This is a genomic window from Jatrophihabitans sp. (genome assembly GCF_035474675.1).
Lineage (GTDB): Bacteria > Actinomycetota > Actinomycetes > Mycobacteriales > Jatrophihabitantaceae > Jatrophihabitans_A.
This window is the reverse complement of record NZ_DATINC010000155.1, coordinates 71,612-92,800: the sequence shown is the minus strand read 5'-3', so window position 1 is coordinate 92,800 and position 21,189 is coordinate 71,612. Positions and strand designations below refer to the sequence as shown.

Annotated in this window: 14 protein-coding genes; 6 read left to right on the top strand and 8 right to left on the bottom strand. The window is 71.3% G+C overall.

All coding sequences use genetic code 11. The annotated features are described in order from the left end of the window. The 4 genes from VLJ82_RS18335 to VLJ82_RS18320 form a co-directional block, all read left to right on the top strand. Positions 1-900, top strand: a 900-nt coding sequence (locus VLJ82_RS18335) for an enediyne biosynthesis protein (protein ID WP_408664803.1), incomplete at its 5' end; no start/stop codon positions are given. After that, positions 897-6,797, top strand: a complete 5,901-nt coding sequence (locus VLJ82_RS18330; protein WP_408664802.1) for an SDR family NAD(P)-dependent oxidoreductase — start codon at positions 897-899, stop codon at positions 6,795-6,797. The genes VLJ82_RS18335 and VLJ82_RS18330, both read left to right, overlap by 4 nt. A gap of 2 nt (positions 6,798-6,799) precedes the next feature. Then, positions 6,800-7,285 (top strand): acyl-CoA thioesterase, encoded by a 486-nt coding sequence (locus VLJ82_RS18325; protein WP_408664801.1) that lies wholly within the window; start codon positions 6,800-6,802, stop codon positions 7,283-7,285. Between the two features lie 247 nt (positions 7,286-7,532). Next, entirely contained in the window at positions 7,533-8,180 is a 648-nt protein-coding gene (locus tag VLJ82_RS18320) for a winged helix-turn-helix transcriptional regulator (RefSeq protein ID WP_408664800.1), read from the top strand. A gap of 29 nt (positions 8,181-8,209) precedes the next feature. Here the strand turns inward: VLJ82_RS18320 and VLJ82_RS18315 are convergent, their stop codons facing one another. Continuing rightward, positions 8,210-8,968 (bottom strand): FkbM family methyltransferase, encoded by a 759-nt coding sequence (locus VLJ82_RS18315; protein ID WP_408664799.1) that lies wholly within the window; start codon positions 8,966-8,968, stop codon positions 8,210-8,212. Positions 8,969-9,229: 261 nt separating this feature from the next. On the opposite strand from VLJ82_RS18315, the gene VLJ82_RS18310 reads away from it, so the two are divergent. Then, positions 9,230-10,102 (top strand): arylamine N-acetyltransferase family protein, encoded by an 873-nt coding sequence (locus VLJ82_RS18310; protein WP_408664798.1) that lies wholly within the window; start codon positions 9,230-9,232, stop codon positions 10,100-10,102. A gap of 13 nt (positions 10,103-10,115) precedes the next feature. On the opposite strand, the gene VLJ82_RS18305 is transcribed toward VLJ82_RS18310, so the two are convergent. From VLJ82_RS18305 to VLJ82_RS18290, 4 genes are all read right to left on the bottom strand, one after another. Continuing rightward, the gene (locus VLJ82_RS18305; protein ID WP_408664797.1) at positions 10,116-11,378 is read right to left on the bottom strand and encodes a cytochrome P450; all 1,263 of its coding nucleotides are present in this window, start codon (positions 11,376-11,378) and stop codon (positions 10,116-10,118) included. A gap of 117 nt (positions 11,379-11,495) precedes the next feature. Beyond that, entirely contained in the window at positions 11,496-12,371 is an 876-nt protein-coding gene (locus VLJ82_RS18300) for an alpha/beta fold hydrolase (RefSeq protein WP_408664796.1), read from the bottom strand. A 73-nt stretch (positions 12,372-12,444) separates the two neighbouring features. Beyond that, the gene (locus VLJ82_RS18295; protein WP_408664795.1) at positions 12,445-14,007 is read right to left on the bottom strand and encodes a CoA-transferase; all 1,563 of its coding nucleotides are present in this window, start codon (positions 14,005-14,007) and stop codon (positions 12,445-12,447) included. 17 nt (positions 14,008-14,024) lie between these two features. Beyond that, complete coding sequence (locus VLJ82_RS18290) at positions 14,025-14,801, bottom strand: enoyl-CoA hydratase/isomerase family protein (protein WP_408664794.1); 777 nt, start codon at positions 14,799-14,801, stop codon at positions 14,025-14,027. Between the two features lie 1,627 nt (positions 14,802-16,428). Here VLJ82_RS18290 and VLJ82_RS18285 point away from each other — a divergent pair. After that, positions 16,429-17,250 carry a helix-turn-helix transcriptional regulator gene (locus VLJ82_RS18285; protein ID WP_408664793.1) on the top strand — a complete coding sequence of 274 codons (822 nt, stop codon included), beginning with the start codon at positions 16,429-16,431 and terminating at the stop codon, positions 17,248-17,250. 273 nt (positions 17,251-17,523) lie between these two features. Here the strand turns inward: VLJ82_RS18285 and VLJ82_RS18280 are convergent, their stop codons facing one another. The 3 genes from VLJ82_RS18280 to VLJ82_RS18270 form a co-directional block, all read right to left on the bottom strand. Then, complete coding sequence (locus VLJ82_RS18280) at positions 17,524-18,894, bottom strand: cytochrome P450 (protein ID WP_408664792.1); 1,371 nt, start codon at positions 18,892-18,894, stop codon at positions 17,524-17,526. Positions 18,895-18,898: 4 nt separating this feature from the next. Next, complete coding sequence (locus VLJ82_RS18275; protein WP_408664791.1) at positions 18,899-19,870, bottom strand: DUF1702 family protein; 972 nt, start codon at positions 19,868-19,870, stop codon at positions 18,899-18,901. Between the two features lie 176 nt (positions 19,871-20,046). After that, positions 20,047-21,012: a DUF1702 family protein gene (locus tag VLJ82_RS18270; protein WP_408664790.1), complete on the bottom strand. Its 966-nt coding sequence runs from the start codon at positions 21,010-21,012 to the stop codon at positions 20,047-20,049. Positions 21,013-21,189 lie beyond the last annotated feature (177 nt).

Below are 21,189 nucleotides of genomic sequence, written 5' to 3'. Positions count from 1 at the left end.
AACTTCGCGATCTCGATGTCGATCCTCAACGTCCTCGGCTACAGCGTGCTGGGCTTCGAGCAGCCGTGGACGTGGCCGTTGTTCGCCCTGGGGGTCGGCTACGCCGCCGAGCTCGTGATCGAGACCGTGTCGGCTCGGGCGCACCGGCGCCGCCCGGGTTACAGCGGCAACGGTGCCTGGGGTGTCTACACCTTCCTGTTGCCGACCCACATCACGGCCCTGGCCTGCAACATGCTGCTGTACGCGAACGACAAGTTCTGGCCGATCGCCTTCGCGGTGGTCGTCGCGATCGGGCAGAAGGCGGTGCTGCAGGCGCCCATCAACGGCCGGATGCGGCACTTCATGAACCCGTCCAACTTCGGGATCACCGCGGTGCTGCTGTGCTTCAGCCACTGGTGCAGCATCGCTCCGCCTTATCAGTTCAGTGAGAACGCCAACACATTCTTCCGGGTGATGATCCCGCTGATCATCGCCGTGTCAGGAACGGTTATCAACGCAATGCTTACTCGCAAGGTCGCCCTGATCGTCGGCTGGATGGGCGGCTTCGCCATCCAGGCCTTCGTCCGGCACTGGCTCTGGGACGTCTCGCTCTTCTCCGCCCTCGGCGTGATGACCGGAATTCCCTTCGTGCTGTTCACCAACTACATGATCACCGACCCGGGCACCACCCCGTCCAAGGCCCGCAACCAGTTCATGTTCGGCTCGTCGGTCGCCTTCGTCTACGCCGTGATGATGCAGTTCAACGTCGTCTACACGCTGTTCTTCGCCACCACCGCGGTCTGCGCGCTGCGCGGCCTGGGCTGGTGGGGCGCGCACTTCATCGGCAAGGCAAAGCAGCGCCGGGCGCTCGCGGCCGCTGATCGTCCGGTAGCTGCCACCCCTTCGGCGGTGGCGGTATGAGTTCGGAGCGCATCTCAGTAGTCGGCATCTCCTGCCGCTACCCGGACGCGAACTCCCCGGACGAGCTCTGGGAGAACGTGCTCGCCGGCCGCCGGGCCTTCCGCCGGCTGCCGGACGAGCGGATGCGGCTGGAGGACTACTACTCCCCCGACCCGGCGGCACCGGACCGGTTCTACTCGCAGAAGGCCGCCGTCATCGAGGGCTTCGAGTTCGACCGGGTGAAATACCGGGTGGCCGGGTCCACCTACCGGTCCACCGACCTGACCCACTGGCTGGCGCTGGACACCGCCGCCCGGGCGCTGGCCGACGCCGGATTCCCCAACGGCGACGGGCTGAACCGCCAGGCCACCGGCGTGGTGATCGGCAACAGCCTGACCGGCGAGTTCAGCCGGGCCAGCGTGCTGCGGCTGCGCTGGCCCTACGTCCGGCGCACGGTCGGCGCGGCGCTGCGCGAGCAGGGCTGGGACGACGCCTCGCTCAGGGCATTCCTCGACCAGCTGGAAGGCCGGTACAAGAGCCCGTTCGCCCCGGTGGACGAGGACATGCTGGCCGGCGGGCTGGCCAACACCATCGCCGGCCGGATCTGCAACCACTTCGATTTCAACGGCGGCGGCTACACCGTCGACGGAGCCTGCTCGTCCTCGCTGCTGTCGGTCACCACCGCCTGCAACGCGCTGTCCGAGGGCCAGCTCGACGCCGTGATCGCCGGCGGCGTGGACCTGTCGATCGACCCGTTCGAGGTGATCGGCTTCGCCAAGACCGGGGCGCTGGCCACCGGCGAGATGCGGGTCTATGACCGGCACTCCAACGGCTTCTGGCCCGGCGAGGGCTGCGGAATGCTGATCCTGGTGCGGGAGAGCGACGCGATCGCCCAGGGCCTGCGGCGCTACGCCGACATCGTCGGCTGGGGTTACTCCTCCGACGGCAAGGGCGGGATCACCCGGCCGGAGGCCGCCGGGCACCAGCTGGCGATCGAACGGGCCTACCGCAACGCCGGATTCGGCTTCGAGACCGTCAACTACCTGGAAGGACACGGCACCGGCACCGCGGTCGGCGACGCCACCGAGCTGCGGGCCTTCTCCGCCGCCCGGCGGCAGGCCGACCCGGACGCGGCGCCGGCCGCGATCAGCACCCTGAAGGGCAACATCGGCCACACCAAGGCGGCGGCCGGGGTCGGCGGGCTGCTCAAGGCGATCCTGGCCATCTCCCACCAAGTCATCCCGCCGGCCACCAGCCACCACGACCCGCACCCGGAGCTGCTCGGCGACCGGCCGGCGCTGCGGGTGCCCAGCACGGCCGAGCTGTGGCCGGCGGACGGCCCGATCCGGGCCGGGGTGTCGTCGATGGGCTTCGGCGGCATCAACACCCACGTGGTGCTGGAGCAGTCGAACGGGCAGCGCCGGGCCGAAATCGCTCCGGAGGTGCAGCGGCTGGTGCGCTCCCGGCAGGACTGCGAGCTGCTGCTGATCGACGCCAGCAGCATCGCCGACCTGCGCGGCCGGATCAGCCAGCTGGCGGCGATGGCGCCGCGGATGTCCTTCGCCGAGCTCGGCGACCTGGCCGGCACCCTGTCGGCGGCCCTGGCCGACCGCCCGATCCGGGCGGCGGTGCTGGTCAGCAGCCCGGAGGAGGCCGAGCAGCGGCTCGGCAAGCTGCTGATGCTGCTGGACAACGGCGCCCGCTCGGTGCTGGACCTCGACGGCGGGGTGTTCCTCGGCAACGCCGCGACCACTGTCCGGGTCGGCCTGCTGTTCCCGGGCCAGGGCGCCGGACGGCGCAGCGACGGCGGCGCGGTCCGCCGCCGCTTCCCGGTGGTGGACGAGCTCTACCGCGACCACCCGCTGCCGGCCGGCAGCCTGTCCGACACCGCGGCCGCCCAGCCCCGGATCGCCACCTCCTCGGTGGCGGGGCTGCGCCTGCTGCGGATGCTCGGCATCGAGGCGGTGGCCGCCGCCGGGCACAGCCTGGGCGAGCTCACCGCGCTGCACTGGGCCGGCGCCTACGACGAGGCGAAGCTGCTCTCGATCGCTACCGTCCGGGGCCGGCTGATGGCCGACACCAGCACCGGCGACGGCGCGATGGCGGGCATCATGGCCGCTCCGGAGGCGGTCACCGAGCTGCTGGCCGGCGAGCCGGTGGAGATCGCCGGCTACAACGGTCCCAGGCAGACCGTGGTGTCCGGGCCCGCCGACGCGGTGGACCGGGTCTGCGCCCGGGCCGCGGCCAAGGGACTGACCGCGATGCGGCTGCCGGTCTCGCACGCCTTCCACTCGGAACTGGTGGCCCCGGCCGCCGAGGCGCTGCACGGCCACCTGGCCGCCGAGGAGTTCGCGCCGGTGCAGGGACGGGTGCTGTCCACCGTCACCGGTGCTCCGCTGCCCGCCGACACCGACCTGGCCGGCCTGCTGGCCCGCCAGGTCCGGGAACCGGTGCGCTTCGCCGAGGCGGTCACCGCGCTGGCCGGTGAGGTCGACCTGCTGCTCGAGGTCGGGCCCGGCACCATCCTGCGCGGCCTGGCCGGCGAGATCGCCCCGTTCATGCCGACGGTCTCGCTGGAGACCGACAGCAACTCCCTGGCCGGCCTGTTCCGGGCGGTGGCGGCGTGCTACGTGCTCGGCGCCGACATCCGGCACGCCGAGCTGCACCGGGACCGGTTCACCCGCACCCTGGAGATCGGCAAGCAGTTCCGGTTCTTCGTCAACCCCTGCGAGCTGGCGCCGACGGACGATCTGGGCGCCGGGCTGCCGGCCGGCTCGGCTGCCGCGCCGGCGGGAATGCCGGCGCCCCGGATCGCCGTGCAGCCGGTGCAGCCGGTCCAGCCGACCGTCAGCGAGTCGCCGGCTGCCGGAGCGGAATCGTCCGAGCCGGCACCGGTGCCGTCCGGCCCGCCGCAGAGCGCGCTGGACGTGCTCCGCCGGCTGGCCGCGGAGCGGGCCGAACTGCCGCTGGAGGCGGTCAGCGCCACCAGTCACCCGCTGGACGAGCTGCACCTGAGTTCGATCACGGTCGGCCAGATCGTCAACCAGGCCTCGCGCGAGCTGGGCCTGACCGCTCCGATGGCGACCTCCACCTTCGCCACCTCGACGCTGGCCCAGCTCGCCCAGCTGCTCGATGAGCTGGGTGAGAGCGCCTCGGACTCCGACGAGCCGGCCAACGCCGCGCTGGGCGTCGCGCCGTGGGTGCGGGCCTTCGGCATCGAGAAGGTGCCGGCAGCCGCCGGGCCCGCGGCCGGACCCACCGGCAGCGGGAGCTGGGAGGTGTTCGCCAGCGAGCGGCACCCGCTGGCCGCGGGCCTCCGGCAGGCGCTGCGCGATGCCGGCCTCGGCAGCGGGGTGGTGCTGTGCCTGCCGCGCGACTGCGACGAGGACCACGTCCCGCTGATGCTGGCCGCGGCCCGGGCGGTGCTGGCACTGCCGGCGCCCGCGCGGTTCGTCGTGGTCGGTGACCGGCGCGGCGCCGCGGGGCTTGCCAAGACCCTCTGCCTGGAGGCACCGGCAGTCGCCACCACGGTGGTCACCCTGCCGCTTCCGGCAGACCTGGCAGCCGAGCAGGCAACGGCAGCGGTGCGCAGCATCGTCGCCGACGTCGCGGCCACCGCCGGCTTCTCCGAGGTCAGCTACGCCGCCGACGGCACCCGCCGGGTGCCGGTGCTGCGGCCGGTGCGGCTGGCCGACGGCGGCCGGCCGCCGCTGGGCCCGCAGGACGTGCTGCTGGTCACCGGTGGCGGCAAGGGCATCACGGCCGAGTGCGCGCTGTCGCTGGCCCAGGGCACCGGTGCCGCGGTCGGCCTGCTCGGCAGGTCCGGCCCGGACGCCGACACCGAGCTAGCCGCCAACCTGGAACGGATGACGGCGGCCGGCGTGCGGCACTGCTACGTGCGGGCCGACGTCACCTCCGCCGAGGAGGTGAAGGCGGCGGTCGAGGAGGTCCGCAACACCCTCGGACCGGTCACCGGCGTCCTGCACGGTGCCGGGCGCAACGAGCCGAACTCGCTGCTCAACCTCGACCAGTCCGCCTTCGAGCGGACGCTGGCACCCAAGATCGGCGGCCTGGAGGCCGTGCTGGCGGCGACCGATCCGGCGTCGTTGCGGCTGCTGGTCACCTTCGGCAGCATCATCGGCCGGGCCGGCCTGCGCGGCGAGGCGGACTACGCCACCGCCAACGACTGGCTGACCGACCTGACCTACCGGGTGGCCGAGGATTACCCCGACTGCCGGTGCGTGGCACTGGAATGGTCGGTGTGGTCCGGCTCGGGCATGGGTGAGCGGCTCGGCGTGCTGGAGTCGCTGATGCGCGAGGGCATCTCGCCGATCCGGACCGAGGAGGGCATCGAGATCCTGCACCGGGTGCTCGCCGACCCGGCCGCGCCCACCGCCATGGTGGTGATGGGACGGGCCGAGGGCCTGCCGACGATCACCCTGGAACAGCAGGAGCTTCCGCTGCTGCGGTTCCTGGACCGGACGCAGGTGCACTACCCCGGCATCGAGCTGGTCGCCGACGCCGACCTGTCGGCCAGCGGTGACCTCTACCTCCCCGACCACCTGCTCGACGGCGACCTGCTGTTCCCGGCGGTGCTGGGAATGGAGGCGATGGCCCAGGCCGCGACCGCCCTGACCGGCAACGACCGGCCACCGGTGCTCACCGACGTGGAGTTCCTGCGGCCGATCGTGGTACCGGTCGACGGCCAGACCACCATCCGAGTGGCGGCCCTGGTCACTGAAGACGGTGACGTCGAGGCGGTCATCCGCAGCAGCGACACCGGTTACCAGGCCGACCATTTCCGGGCGACCCTGCGCTACTCCACCAGCCTGCCCGAGACGGTGGGCTCGCCCGCCCGGCCGGAGCTGCTGCCGCTGGATCCGGGCCGTGACCTCTACGGGCCGGTGCTGTTCCAGGGAGCCAGGTTCCAGCGGCTGCTGGGTTACCAGCAGCTGGCCGCGACCAGTTGCACCGCCCGGATCCGCAACCGGGCCAGCGCCGACTGGTTCGCCGGCTTCCTCGCCCAGGACCTGGTGCTGGCCGACCCCGGCACCCGGGACGCGCTGATGCACACCATCCAGTGCTGCGTGCCGGACGCCACCCTGCTGCCGGCCGGCATCGAGCGGCTGTACCTGGCCGACCGGCACAGCGTGCAGGACTGCGAGACGCTCGTCCTGCACGCGGTGGAACGCCACCGCGACGGCGACACCTACCTCTACGACCTCGACGTCCGCGATCCGGCGGGCCGGCTGGTCGAGCGGTGGGAGGGCCTGCGGTTGCAGGCGGTCCGCAAGCAGGACGGCTCCGGCCCGTGGCTGGCCGGCCTGCTCGGCCCGTATCTGGAGCGGCGTACCGAGCCGAACCTGGACGGCATCGGCCTGCGGTGCGCGGTGGTGCCCGACGGCGCTCACCCGGCCTACGGCCAGGCCGCCCGCCGAGAGCAGACCGCCAGGGCACTCAGCTGGGCGCTGGGCAGGCCGACGACGGTGCGCTACCGGCCGGACGGCAAGCCGGAGGTCGGGGGCGGGGTCGAGGTCTCGTCCTCGCACACGGCCGGACTGACCTTCGCGGTCGCCGGCGGTCCCCGACCGGTCGGCTGCGACGTGGAGGTGGTGACCGGCAGGTCCGATCAGGACTGGGCCGACCTGCTCGGCCCGGAGCCGTTCGCCCTGGCCCAGCTGCTGTCCGCCGAGCGGGGCGAGGAGTTCTCGCTGGCCGCCACCCGGGTCTGGGGAGCGGTGGAATGCCTGCGCAAGGTGGGCCGGGCCCGGATCGAGCCGATCACGGTCGGCGAGCCGGGCACCGACCGCTGGGTCACCCTGCGCGCGGGCACCGCACGGATCGCGACGTTCTGCACCACGGTGCGCGACGTGGCCGAGCCGGTGGTGTTCACCATGCTGGCCGAGGATGGGAACTGAGTATGGAGAAGTATTACGAGTACCGGCACCTGGTCGGCTTCGAGGAGACCAACCTGGTGGGCAACGTCTACTACGTCAACTACCTGAGATGGCAGGGCAGGTGCCGCGAGATGTTCCTGCGGGACCGGGCGCCGGCGGTGCTGGAGGATCTGCGCGAGGACCTCAAGCTGTTCACCCTCAAGGTCGAGTGCGAGTTCATGGTCGAGATCGGTGCCTTCGACGAGCTCTCGATCCGGATGCGGCTGGAGGACCTTACCCAGACCCAGATCGGTTTCGCCTTCGACTATGTCCGATTGCGGCACGGCCTGGAGGAGCTGATCGCCCGGGGACGGCAACGGATCGCGTGCATGCGCGGCCCGAACACCGATACCAAGCCGACCCGGGTGCCGGAGCCGCTGCGGGCGGCGCTGGCCCAGTATGAGATCGCTCCCAGCCTGAACGGCCAAGCCCGGGCGGCGCTGGCCAACGGGGCAGCCGGGGAGGGTTAACGACAAGAATGGCCAGGCGGCGGCGGGGTGTTCGATTCGGACGCCCCGCCGCCGGCTGTGCTGGGCGGGTGCGACCGGCACCCGCGGATGTCGACAGATCTAGATGCCATCGGCTGCGAGGACGTAAGCTTACCGGAGGCCACTCGGGGCAAACGCTGGCAAAGCCGAGCTACCCGCCCGGATATTTCCGAACATTTTGCTCATGATCCTGCTCTTAGAAAACAAGCAGCCTGTAGAGTCCCGGCCTATGGCGCGTCGAAGCTACGGACAGATCTGCGGGGTGAGCCGTGCCTTGGAGATCGTCGGCGAGCGCTGGGCACTGCTCATCGTGCGCGATCTCATCGCAGGCCCCAAGCGCTTTACCGATCTGCGGCAAGGCCTGCCACGAATACCCACCAACGTGCTGTCGGCGCGCCTGAAGGAGCTGGAGCAGGCCAAGGTCCTGCAGCGGCGGATCCTGCCGCGCCCGGCGACCGCGGTCGTCTACGAGCTGACCGAGTACGGCAGCGAGCTCGAGGACATCCTGATGGCCCTGGGCCGCTGGGGCGTCAAGTCGATGGGGCAGCCGGAGCCCGGCGACATCTACACCGCCAGTTCGCTGATGATGGCGATGCGCGCCGGCTTCCACCCGGACGACGACTCCCCGCCGGCGCCGGTGAACTACGAGCTGCGGATCACCGACGTCGTCCTCAGCGTGTCGGTGCGGGACGGCGAGCTCGGCCTCAGCGACGGACCGCAGCCCGATCCCGACCTGGTGATCGAGACCGAGCACGCGCTTGCTCCGCTGCTGATGGGGTGGATGTCGGCGACGGAGGCGATCTCGAGCGGCAGCATCCGGGTGGTGGCCGGCGATCCGGCACTCCTCACCGAGTTCGCCGACACCTTCCGCTGGTAAGGCCTCCGGCAGCTCGGCCCTCCGGCAGCTCAGCCCGGCGCCGCCGCCAGCTGATGCGCGGGCGCCAGCCAGGCCACGTCGACGACGTGCGGCCGGACGTGGGCCCAGGCCGCGACCTGGCGCCAGCCCTGCGCGCGCATGTACCCGGCGATCGAGTCCAGGGTGGCTCCGCCGCTGTAGCGGGCCCAGGTGCTGCCCTCGATGACGGCCAGCTGCAGCCGGGTCAGGTCGGTGCCGGCCAGCACCTCCAGCTCGGCACCCTGGGCGTCGACCACCAGCACATTGCAGCCGGCCTGCACCTCGCGCACCGGCAGCACCGCGATGGTGTCCTGCCGGATCACCGCCATCGGCAGCAACGGCACCAGCAGGCTGGACTGCTGGTCGTACTCGGTGACGTGCAGCACCAGCTGGCCGCGCTCCCGGCCGGCCGCGGCCAGCACCACCTCGTGGGCCGGCAGGCCCTGGCGGGGTTCGGGGCGGCCGGCGCTGCGGTGGTGCAGGTGCAACTGCCGGCGCAGCGCCGCGATGTGGTCGGCATTGGGTTCCATCATCACCAGCCGGCGGAAGCCGCACCGGGTCAGGGCCGGCACCTCCTGGCCGACGTGCGCACCGACCTGCACCACCCCGTCGGTGGGCAGTCCCAGCCGGCGGATCAGCTGCGGCAGCTGGTCCTCCCAGCGGGCGGTGATGCAGGCCTGCGGCGCCGCAGGCCCGTCCGGTGCTGCTTCGGCCGCGCCGGCCGGCGACTGCTCGACGGTGGAGGTGGCAGGCCGGGAAAGATCACGCATCGTCCTGGCCCTTCGATCTGGTGCTCCGGTGCCTGAGCTGGCAGGCATGCGGGGCCGGAAGCCCCGCCGGGCCTGGTCCATCCTCCGGCCGGGCGCGCCGCGCCGACATCTCCCCGAGTGCGCAACCCCATCCCCGGCTTTTCCGAGCTTTGCCCTTTCCGGATAGGCACGATCGAAGACGGCGGCCCGCACCGCGCAACCCATCATGAAGTCGGTGCTCCGCGGCCGCGGTACCGTCCGCCCGCCCGGCAAGGAGAGTCGATGCCCGCCATCTCTGCCGAGGGCGTGCAGAAGTACCTGCGCCGACTCGACATTCCCGATCCCGGCCGGCCGTCGGTGGCGGGCCTGTTCGCCCTGCACCGCGCCCATGTCGAGCGGATTCCCTACGAGGTGATCGACATCCAGCTCGGCCGCTGGACCTCGGTGCAACCGCACCATGCGGTGAACCGGGTGCTGGCCGGCCGCGGGGGCTACTGCGTGCAGCTCAACACCGCCTTCTCGGTGCTGCTGGCCGCGCTCGGCTACCAGGTCAGCCGGCACGCGTCCGGGGTGCAGGCCAGCGCCGCCATACCGGCGGTGAACGCCGACGTCGCGCCGCACATGGCCCTGTCGGTGGAGCTGGACGGCACCCGCTGGCTGGTCGACGTCGGGCTCGGCGACGGGTTGTACGAACCGCTGCCGGCCCGGCCGGGCAGCTACCAGCAGGGCCCGTTCAGCTACCGGGTGAGCTGTTCGGCAACCGAGCCCACCGGCCTGCGACTGGACCTCGATCCGCGGGCCTCGGTGACCGGCATCGACGTCCGGCCCACCGCTGCCCGGCAACGCGAGTTCACCCGCTGGCATCACTACCTGGTGACCTCCCGGGAGTCGCGGCTGGTGCGGGCCCTGACCGTCATGCACCGCGGCGCGGACAGCATCGACGCACTGACCGGCTGCCTGCTGCGGCACGTCGACGGCACCGGGCGGACGGTGCGCGAGCTGGAGACCCGGGCCGAGTGGCAGGACGCGCTCGGCGACATCTTCGGCCTCCGGCCGGGCGGTGCCGGGCCGGAGCAGCTCGACGCGCTGTGGGCCCGGGTGCGCGCCGCCCACGAGCTGTGGCTGGCCCGCAAGGCGGCCAGCCGGGCGTCCTGACCGCCGGCCGGTCTCACCCCAGCCGGATCGGTAGCTCGTCCAGGCCGCGGCCCACCCAGGTGTCGCGGCGCACCGGCGGACCGGCGAGGGCCAGCTCCGGAAACCGGCGCAGCAGCCTGGGCAGCGCGATCTGCGCCTCCATCCGGGACAGCGGCGCGCCCAGGCAGAAATGGCTGCCGGCGCCGAAGCTCAACGGCTGGCTGGTGCCGCGGTCCGGGTCGAACCGGTCCGGCCGGGCGTACCGGCGTGGATCGCGGTTGGCCGCGCCCAGGATGAGCACCACCTTGGTGCCGGCGGGGATCGGGTGCCCGAGCAGGTCGAGCTCGGTGGCCGCCCACCGGCTGGTGGCCTGCACCGGCGTCTCGAACCGCAGGGTCTCCTCCACATAGCCGACCTCGAAGCCGGGCTCGGTACGCAGCCGGCGGGCAAGCCCGGGAGAGCGGAGGGCCAGCAGCAGGCAGTGCCCGAGCAGGAAGCTGGTGGTCTCGAATCCCGCCGTCAGCAACAGCATCATGTTCGCCACCAGCTCCTGCTCGGCCAGCTGCTCGCTGCCGTGCACCAGCGCGCTGACCACGTCGTCGACCGGCTCCAGCCGGCGCCGGGAGATCAGGGCGAGGAAGTACTCGCCGAGCTCGGCCATCGCCAGGTCGGCCACCGCCAGCTCGGCGGAGTTGGTGATTCCCTCCAGTGCGATCGTCACGTCGGCGGCGATCCGGCGGAACCAGGCCTGGTCGTGCTCGGGAACGCCCAGCAGCGCACTGATCACCGCGATCGGCAGCCGGGAGGCGAACTCGGCGACGAACTCCACCGGCGCGCCACCGGCACCGGCCACCGCCAGCCGGTCGAGCAACCGGTCGGTCAGCTGCGTCACGGCCGTGCGCATCCCGCTGACCCGGCGCGGGGTGAAACCGCCGCTGACCAGGCCGCGCATCCGGGCGTGGTCGGGGGGATTGCGGTAGAGCATCGAGTCGATGTAGCCGCGCAGCGCCGGGTGCTCGCGCCAGTCGGGGTAGATGGCGTCATAGCTCGGCCCGTCCTGGACCCGCAGCTGGGAATTGCGCAGGGCGGCATCGCACTCGGCGTAGCCGACCACGACCGTCAGGCCGGGCCGCACCGGCACCACCGGGCCGTGCGCGCGCAGCAGTTCGTAGCGCGGATAGGGATGGGTGCGCCCGGGCGAGCCGACCAGCTCCCGGATGATCTCCAGCGGTGCCGGGGCAGCGAGGGTGTCCAGCGGTGCCGGGACCGCCTCGTCCGGCTGGTCCTGACTGGCCACGTGGGGGTCCTCTCCTGCCGGCCGGCGGGCAGGCCTACCCGCGGGTGGGCCTGCGACGATGGTGCGCCGCCGGACGCCCCGGTGCCTCTTCGCCGGTGCGCCGCCGGACCGCCCCGGTCAGCCGGCCGCCAGCAGCTGCTCCACGGCGGCGGCGAACTCGGCGGGCTGGGTGGCATATCCCAGGTGGTCGCCGGGGAGTTCCACGACGCCGAGGCCGAGCCGGCCGGCCACCTCGAGCGCGGCCTGGTAGGCCGCCTGGCCCACGGAGGCCTCTCCCACGCCGATCACGATCCGGCTGGTTGCCCGGCCGAGCGCCTCGACGTCGGGCCGGTACCGGGCCGCCTGCCGGATGTGATGGGTGAAGAACTGGTCCATGTTCGTCTGGGCCCGGCGCATCAAGGCGCGGGTCCGCGGCGACATCCGGGACTCGTCGCTCGCCTGTCCGGCCGGCGGCAGCGACAGCTCCCCCAGCCGGGAGGTGCCCGGGCCCGGCACCGCCTCGATGCCGTCCAGGAACCGGCCCATCGCCACCCCGGCGCCGTGCTGCCGGTACAGCTCGGTCAGCTCGTCGAGGAAGTCCAGCCATTGCTGGGGATGCGGCAGCAACGCCGTCGCCGCGGGCTCGTGCGCGATCAGCGTCCGGACCAGGTCGGGATGCCGGGCGGTGAGCTCCAGCGCCACCAGGCCACCGCCGCTGGTGCCGAAGACGTAGCCGGGCTCCGAGCCCAGCGCGGTCAGGATCCGGTAGGCGTCGTCGGCGAGCAGCTCGATGTCGGTGTCGGCAGCCGGGCCGTCCAGCACGCTGCGGGACAGGCCCCGCATGTCGTAGGTGACCGCCTGGTACTTCGCCGAGAGCCGGCTGGCCAGCGGCGCCAGGGTGCTCGCGTCACCGGCCGCGCCGGCGATCAGCAGCAGCACCGGTCCGGAGCCGGTGACCTCGCAGTGCAGCCGGGCGCCCGGCACCGGCACCGACATCACCCGGGTCGAGCTCATCCGTTCTCCCTTTCCGCGCTGGGCCTTCACCGGTCAGCGTCATTCTGCCGGACACCCGGCAGGCAGCCAGGGGTCACGGCCGGAACAGTGCCGGGTCCATGGTGCGCAACTGCTCGGCGACGGTGACCGGAAAGCCCATCCGGTCCAGGATCTCGCGCCGCGGGTCGATGCCGGGTGCCACTTCGACGAGCACCAGGCCGTCGGGTGTGATGTCGAACACCGCGCGTTCGGTGATGATCCTGGCCTGCTGCCCGCGCCGGACGCCGGCCCCGGCCCGGTAGGTCACCAGCTCCACCTCGGCGACGAACTTGGAGATCCGGCCCTCCTGCCGCACGCTCAGCCGGCCGTCGGTGCTGCACACCTCCAGGCCCTGGGTGGTGAAGGTGCCGGCGAAGACCACCCGGCGCACGCTCTCGGCGATGTCGGTGAAGCCGCCACCCCCCGGCACGGTGTCGCCGAACCGGCTGACGTTGACATTGCCGGCGCCGTCGATCTGTGCGAAGGCGAGGACGGCGAAGTCGCAGCCGCCGCCGTGGATGAAGTCGAACTGGGACGCGCCGTCCAGCAGGGCGTCGGGCGAGTAGTTGGCCGCGAACTGCCAGCCGTTCATCACCACCCCGCCGAACGGGCCGTGCTCGGTGGTCAGCACGTAGTCGGCCAGCCGGCCGTCGGCCAGCCCGCCGTCCTCGGCCATCGCCAGGATCGCGTCGGAGGAGCCGCCGAATCCCAGGATGGTGGTCTCCCCGGCCCGCAGCTCGGCGGCCACCCGGCGCGCGATCACCTTGTCCGCTCCGGCCGGTAACCGGGGCAGCCGGCCGACGGCGTCCGGCACCGGCCCCAGGTACCCCGGGTCGGACTGCACGCCGGTGCCGGCCGGCTGGCCCGGCACGACCACCACATGGTCGACCAGCACGCCCGGGATCCGGACCTGCTGGGCGGGCCGGCTGCCACGCGGCACGATCCTGCCGACCTGGGCGATCACCGTTCCGCCGCTGCCCTTGACCGCCAGTGCCAGCGCCAGGTTCACCGAGGTGAGCGGCAGGTCCTCGAAGGACAGGTTGCCGTCCTCGTCGGCGGAACTGGCCCGCAGGATGCCGACGTCGAGCGGCCAGCTGGGATAGAACAGGTAGTCCTCGCCCCGGAACCGCACCAGCTCGACCAGCCCGGCCTCGGCCCGGTCGGTGAACCGGCCGCCGCCGTGCCGGGGGTCGATGTAGGTGCCCAGCCCGATCCGGGTCAGGTAGCCCGGACTCCCCCGCGCCACCTCCCGCAACCAGTGCACGCAGGCACCGATCGGCCAGCTGTGCGCGGCCACCTCGTTGCGCCGGATCAGCCCGGTCAGGGCCGGCCGGTCACCGGTCACCGGATGGCGCGGGTTGATGTAGGACCCGGAGACGATCCGGCGCATCAGGCCCGGCCGGGCGAGCCGGTCCATGCCGGGGATGCCCATCGCGTCCCCGGTGGCACAGGGAAAGAAGAAGTCCAGCTCGCGGGGCGAGCCGGTCCGTTCGAAGCGCTCGGCGAGGGCCCGCAGCACCGCGTCGGGCGTGATCCAGCCAAGCACCCCGGTACAGGCCACCGACTGGCGGTCGGCGATCAGCGCCACGGCACTGGCCGGATCGCACACCTTGCTCACGGGCCGGGCCGGCCGGCTCATCGGGCCGGGTCGCGGAGCGGCCGGGCGAACCTGGCGAAGCTGAGCTGGGCGGTGGTCGAGGAGCAGTCCAGGCCGAACATCTCCACGGTCCGCGCGTCCAGGCCCTCGGCCGATCCGGCATCGGCGAACGCCCGCTTGGTGGAGGCCACCGCGTGCGGCGGCAGGGCGGCCAGCCTGGCCGCCAGGTCCACCGCACGCTGCAGCGCGCCGCCCGGCTCGCTGATCTCGTCCACCGCGCCCAGCCGGTGCAACTGCTGCCCGGACAGCGCCTGCTCGCCCCAGGCCAGCCGCCGGGCGGTGGCCGGTCCCACCCGCGCCAGCAGGCTCTGCAGTCCCCACGGCGGCACCCAGCCCAGCCCCACCTCGGGCAGCTGCCACCGGGCCTGGCCGGCGCTGACCACGATGTCGCAACTGGTCGCCAGCAGGAAGCCGCCGCCCAGGGCGAAGCCCTCCACCGCCGCCAGCACCGGAATGCTGAGCTGCTGCAGCCTCCGGGCCAGGTAGCCGGCTCGCGCCTCGTGGCGGGTTCGCTCGGCCACCGGCAGCCCGGCGAGTTCGGTCAGGTCCGACCCGGCGCAGAAGCCCGGCGGCGACCCGGTCAGCACCACGGCCCGGACGTCCGGGTCGTCGTCGAGCTCGGCGAGGACGGCGGCGAGCCGGTCCACCAGCGCGGCGTTGAGGGCATTGCGCACGGCGGGCCGGTTCAGCTGCAGCACCGCGGTGCCCGGCCCGCTCGCGACCCGCAGCACAGCCGGCTCGGCGTTGTCGGGCATGTCGGAAGTTCCTTCCGCGGACCGGCGACGGCCGGGCTGGTGGCACAGTTCGGCCCGCTGGCAGCGTGCTCGCATGCCGTACGGTCCGGCACCCTCCTGGGCACCGGCAGAAGCATCGTGCTGGCGCACCCGGGCACCGGGCATCTTCGCGAGTGCCGGGCACCGCCTGCGCGAGGCCGGCCGGATCGCCGGCTCGGCACGGTCATTTTCGCCACTATTTCGGTGCCCCGGGTCGCTGGTTATTTCCGGCGGTCAAATTGGGATGGCTCTCGCCGCCGGGGCTACCGTGGGCACTAGGGCCCGTTCAGTCCGCGCCGACCGAATGAGGAAATGATATTCCGGCGCCTGGTCGATAACCATGGAATACCTATTCTCCCGGCCACCTGGGTCCGGCGCCATTGCTAAAGCGTGCGCCAATATCGTGAACCGGTACGTGGGCCTCCCCTCGTTATACCCGACAATGAGGCCCACGCACCGGAACACATTCAATGGAAAATCACGGTGCCGGAATCCGGTTCTCGTGCCGTACCGAATGGCTGCCGGGCCGGGATATGCTGGAAAACGTATTCTCGGTCGTGCTCAGGTAGTGATTCAAACCGCGCCGCAACCTTCGCTGAATATCCGTTTCCACCCTGTCCGCTGCCAGGTTACATTCCACCGCGGCACCGGCCACTTTGCGCGTGCCGTCATTATGGTTTGTGATATTGCCATTTCAGAATTCCGCTCCGCCGGACGCTGATCGCCGGTCCCGGCAAGCCTCCTGCCGCCGGCCCGGAGCACTTCCGGGCAGGCACTACCCGCCCCGCTCCCACCCGCTGGCACAGCGAGCCGGACCGATCGCCTCGACCGTCGCCCGATCGCAACGATGAGCGATAAAACCCCTGTATATGACAGTGGATTCGCTTGTCGCTGGCGCATTCACTTGCGCTCGGCAAGTGCGGTTCCGTTAGTCGTCGCGCAGTCTTGGCGGGCAATCGAGACGCCCTGCCGACGGGCGACGGAGCGCTCCGTCGCGCGTCCGGGACGGCCCCGACCCGGCGCCCGGCAGCCTCGCCGGCGCACGCCCGCACAGGCCAGGAAGTACCGAGCTTCCGGCCGCCCGGCGGGTCTCGCAGGGCATCTAATGAGACCCTGCGCAGACACCAGCGATTGCCTCTCCACGCGTGCTCAACACATCACAAAACTTCCCTTTCCGCGACCGAGCAGGCAGACTAAAGGCTGCCCGCTGCAACAGCTCGACTGCGGGGGGTAACAGAACCAGTCAGTATGTCTCTTTTACACAGATGGTGCTATGGTCGGCCTCAACGGGGCTCGGCCAATGCAGCAGGTACTCACAGCGATATCAGGGTGGGCACAACTATGTCATTGTCCAGGACAGTCACCGTAGTAACCTATTCGGTGAATCCTCGACTCGCTGTCCTGGCGGCTCGTTGGCCCTTCCGATGGCGGCTCGCGCCGCCGGCTACTCCTCATCTCGTGTCCAGGCAGTGACGGCTGGTAAACGCACATCATATTTAGTCATTAATTCATTTCACCTTTATTTAGCCATTGGCATTGCTCTGCGATGCCCACTTGAGCTTGGTCGAAAAAGATCCAAGGAGGAGTTGTGCAATCTGCCGTCGAACGCGTGATCACGAACATGTGGGACCGGTACGACGAACCGTTGTCCCTGGAGGAAATGGCGGATATGGCGGTGTTCAGCCGCTTCTACTTCTCGCGCTTCTTCCGCAGCATCACCGGCACCTCGCCGGGGCGGTTCCTGACCGCCATCAGGCTGTACAAGGCGAAGAACTTGCTGCTGGAGACCAGCATGAGCGTCACCGACATCTCCTACCAGGTCGGATACAACAGTCCGGGAACGTTTTCCAGCCGGTTCACCCGGAGCGTCGGGATTTCCCCGGCTCGCTACCGCTACCTGTCCGAGGTCGGTATTCCGGCTCCGGACTATCCGGTGCCCACCGGACACCCGCTGGGCGCGGTGCACGGCTCGGTCACCATGCCCGAACTCAAAGAGCCCGCCCGGATTTACGTCTCGCTGTTCGACAGCACCATTCCGCAGGGCACCCCGGTCGTCTGTGTGACCCTCGACGGCGCCGGCAATTACGAGCTGCCGGCGGTCCCCGAGGGCCAGTGGTACCTGTACGCCACCGCGGTGGCCGTGCAGAACCTGGACCCGAGGCCCTGGGTGCGCAAGCCGCTGCTGGTGTCGGCCAGCCGGCCGGTCAAGGTGGTGGCCGGCCGCACCGCGACCGCCCACGTCGAGCTGCGCCCGCCCCGGCTGACAGACCTGCCGATCCTGCTGGCACTGCCCGAGCTGGACAGCCGGGAACCCGTTCCCACCGCCGCGCCGCGCTCCCGGAACAAGAGCGACTTCCAGCGGCCGAGCACGGTCGGCGCCGCCGGCTCCGAGCGCAACTGGGCCGGCGACGCTCGCCTGGTGGTGACCTGACCGGCACCGGGCGGCGGCGGTAGCAGACAGCTCCACACGGTCGGACCACCCGGGCGGATGCAGACGATGCATCCGCCCGGGTACCGGCATGTCCGCGATTGCGTTGCCACCCCGAGAGATTCGGCGACCTGGCCGCCGCTGGCAAGCCAGCCGTCGCCCAGCTGAACGGCTTAGGAAGACCAGGCCGGCGTAGCTAGACCGAAACGGCCCGGCACCGCAGTCCGCGGTGCCGGGCCGTACCCGTACGGGGCGGCGATTGCCGCAGTACCCGGGTCAGTCCAGGGTCGAGACCAGCATCGGCAGCCCGCCACGCACCCGCAGCGAGAGCATCGGCTCGGGCGCCACGCGGTAACCCGGCTGGGTGGCCAGCCGCAGCTTGCGCACCACCGAGGCGAGAACGAACACCGCCTCCATCATGCCGAGATGGTTGCCGACGCAGAACCGCGGACCGGCGCCGAACGGGATGTAGGCGTAGCTCGACCGGGCGGACGTCCGGGCCGGGTTGAACCGTTCCGGGTCGAAGCGTTCCGGGTCGGTCCACAGCCGCGGGTGCCGGTGGATGGTGTACGGGCAGACCACCACGTCGGCACCGGCCGGCACGAAGTAGCCACCGATCTCGTCGTCGGCCTGGGCCAGCCGGGGAAGGATCCAGACCGGCGGGTAGAGCCGCATCACCTCCTCGATCACCATCGAGGTGTAGGTCAGCCGGTGCAGGTCCTCGTACTCCGGCGGCCGGTCGCCGAGTACCTCGACGGCCTCGTCGTGCAGCCGCTGCCACACCGCCGGGTGCTTGTCGAGCAGGAAGAATGTCCAGCTCAGGGTGCTCGCGGTGGTCTCGTGGCCGGCCAGCAGCAGGGTGACCAGCTCGTCGCGCATCCGTTGCCGGCCGACCTCGGGGTCGGCTTCGCGCCGGGTCGAGTCGATCAGCCGCGACATCACGTCGTCGCCGTCGCTGCCGCGCGCCAACCGGTCGGCCACCAGCCCGTTGACGACCCGTTCGAGGTTCTCCCGTGCCTTGCGGAAGCGCAGCTGCTTGGGCAGCGGCATCCACATGGGCACCATGCCCAGCGTCACCATCTCGAACATCGCCTGGTCCTGGACGGCCTCGAACGAGTGCCCGACGCCGGCGTAAGCGGACAGGTCGGCGTCGAGCAGCGCCTGGCCCAGCACGCCCAGGGTGAGGCCGGTCATCTCCTCGGTGATGTCGACGGGACCGGTGCCGGCCCGGCGCTGCAACCGCTCGACCAGCTGGCCGGCCTCGGCCGCGATCACGCCGGCCTGCTGGGCGATCCGCTTGGCCTGGAACACCGGTTGGATCATCTTGCGCTGCTTGCGCCACAACGGCCCGTCACTGGTCAGCAGGCCGTCACCGATCGCCCGCTTGGCCTGGACCAGGCCGATCCCCTTGTGGTAGTTGCCGGCGTTGTCGGCCAGCACGTGCTTGGCGTACTCGGGGCTGTTGAAGAAGTACAGCACCTTGGGGCCGATGGCCATCCGTACGGCGTCGCCGTACTCGGCGGCCGCCTGGCTCATCAAGGCCAGCCGGTTCCAGGTCAGCTTGTTCAGCAGGCCGAAGGTCGCGGTGCGCGGCGGGCCGGGAGGCGTCCGGCGCGGCGGGGCGAGCGAGACCAGCGGTGCCGCCATCGGCTCAGACCCGCCCAAGGTCGACGAAGGCGTCGGCGATCCGCTGCCGCCACAGCTCGTAGGCGGGCAGGTCCTCGGTGTCGGCGCCCACCGGCCGGCGGTCGGTGCTGACCCGGGAGGCCTGCTCGGGAGCCATGCCGCAGAACACCTCGGTGGCCACCGCGGTGTGCGGTACCAGCAGGCCGGCCTCCAGCCGGGCGGTGGAGGCGAACGCCGAGCCCTGGGCGACCTGCGGCCGGTACTTGCCGGCCCGGTCGAAGAAGGTCGCCAGCTCCTGGGCGTCGGCGCCGCCGGCGTAGGTGGCCGCCAGCCCCGCACCGCTCCACAGGTCCGGCTGCCGGGACTCCGGGAACTTCTCGATCATGGTGGCCACCAGCTCGGCCTCGGTGCCGCCGACGAACCACATCGCGCGCCCGATTCCCTGGTCGATCGCGTGGTTGGCATACCACTGCGGGCCTTCGACGGGCCACGGGAACTCCGGCTCCTGGTACTGCCGGGTCACGTACTTCTCGGTGGCGAAGTAGGCCTGGTGGAAACCGAAACCGTCCAGCACCAGCCAGCGCATCAGCGGGTCGGCGACGGTGAACTTCGACCACCGGAACCGGGGCAGGCGTGCCATCGCCCAGCCCACGCCGATGTAGGCCATGTAGGCGTGCTGGCGGCCCCGGCCGGACAGGAACTTCGAGACGTGCCGGCTGGAACCGAACGGCAGGCCGTCCAGGATCGCGTAGCCCATCGCCGCGCCCTCGTAGGCGAAGCCGCGGAACCGCTCGGGAATCTGCTCCAAGCGCTGCTCGCACTCGATGACCGTGCGGGCCTCCACGGCGTGGCCGTACCCGGTCAGGAACGTCGCGCCGACGGTCTCCAGCAGCTGCTGGGATGCGGCGTCCTTGACGTTGAAACCTCGCACGTCCAGCTTGGTTGCCGACAGGTTGGGTGTGAGGATGCGGCGCCGCAGCGCCCGAAAGCCGGACAAATGATCTCTCCCTCGACGGGTCTCTAGCGGCCTAGAGATCGTGATGATCGAATGCTGACAGCGCGGGAATTACCGTGCTTACTCCGGCGTGCCTACTCGGCCTGCCGGGCAGGCCACCAGTGTTTGCCTTGTGCGGACAGCAGAAACTCCCGCACGGACGAAGAGCGGCCGCGCCGTCAGGCAGGTGCGAAGTGCGCCCGGATGCGCTGCCGCCAGATCTCGTACTGCGGCAGCGGCCCGCTGCCGTGCGGGGCGACCTCGGTGCGGTCGGCCAGCGCGTTGGCGCCCTCGATGGACAGGCTGGTCAGCTGCTCGCTGGCCAGCACCGTGTGCTCGGGCACGTAACCGGCATAGGCCCGGCCCTTGACCGCGAACACCGCCCCGAGCGCGAGCTCGGCCCAGTGCCGGCCGGCCTCCTTGCGCAGCCGGGCCAGGCCTTCCGGCGGGCAACCGCCGGCAAAGGTCGCCGCCAGGCCCACCCCGCTCCACAGATCTGCCTGCCGGGTAACGGCGAAGCGGCGTACCGCGGCGCTGACCCGATCAGGATCGGCACCGTGGATGAACCACAGTGCCCGCCCGATGCCCTGGTCCACCGCCCGCGGGAAGTAGCCCGGACAGCCCTGCCACGGATAGGGATCCGGGATCTCCTGCCGGGCCACCCAGCGGTCGGTGTCGAAGTAGGCCCGGTCGAAGCCGTAGCCGTCGACCGCCAGCCAGCTCATCGTCGGGTGGTAGCGCGAGCGCAGGTCGGGCAGCACTTTCTTCCACAGCGGCCGGGGCAATCTCGCCATCGCGAAGCCGATGCCGATGTAGGCGAGCAGGATGTGCTTTTCGCCGGCGCCGTCGAGCAGTTCGCGGGTGCGGTGGCCGCGCACGCTGTCCAGGATGGTGTAGGCCATCGTGGCGCCCTCGTAGGCGAACCCGCGCTGCTCCTCCTCGACCAGCCGGAGCCTGCGGTTGACGTCGGTGAGGTCGGGGGCGGCGATTGCCCATTCGAAGCCGCACACCACGGCCTGCGGCACCGCTTCGAGCCGGTCGGTGGCCGCCGTCGGCGTGACCGCGAAACCCCGTCCGGCGAAACTCACCTTCTCCAGCGATGGAGCCAGCACCAGTCCTCGGAGCGAGCCGAGAAAAGTAGGCAATGTCTCTCCTCATGTCGTAACGGGCTGATCGTGCTCCCCGTTACCCGGTGGCTGACGCACCCTGCCCGCCAGTGCCACCGGTACCTTTCCGCAGGTGCGCAGGACGGCAGTCTCGTGGCGTGCCCGAACGGCAAGCCGGGCCGACCCGGGTGCGAAGGGTCGATCCGCATTCGCCGA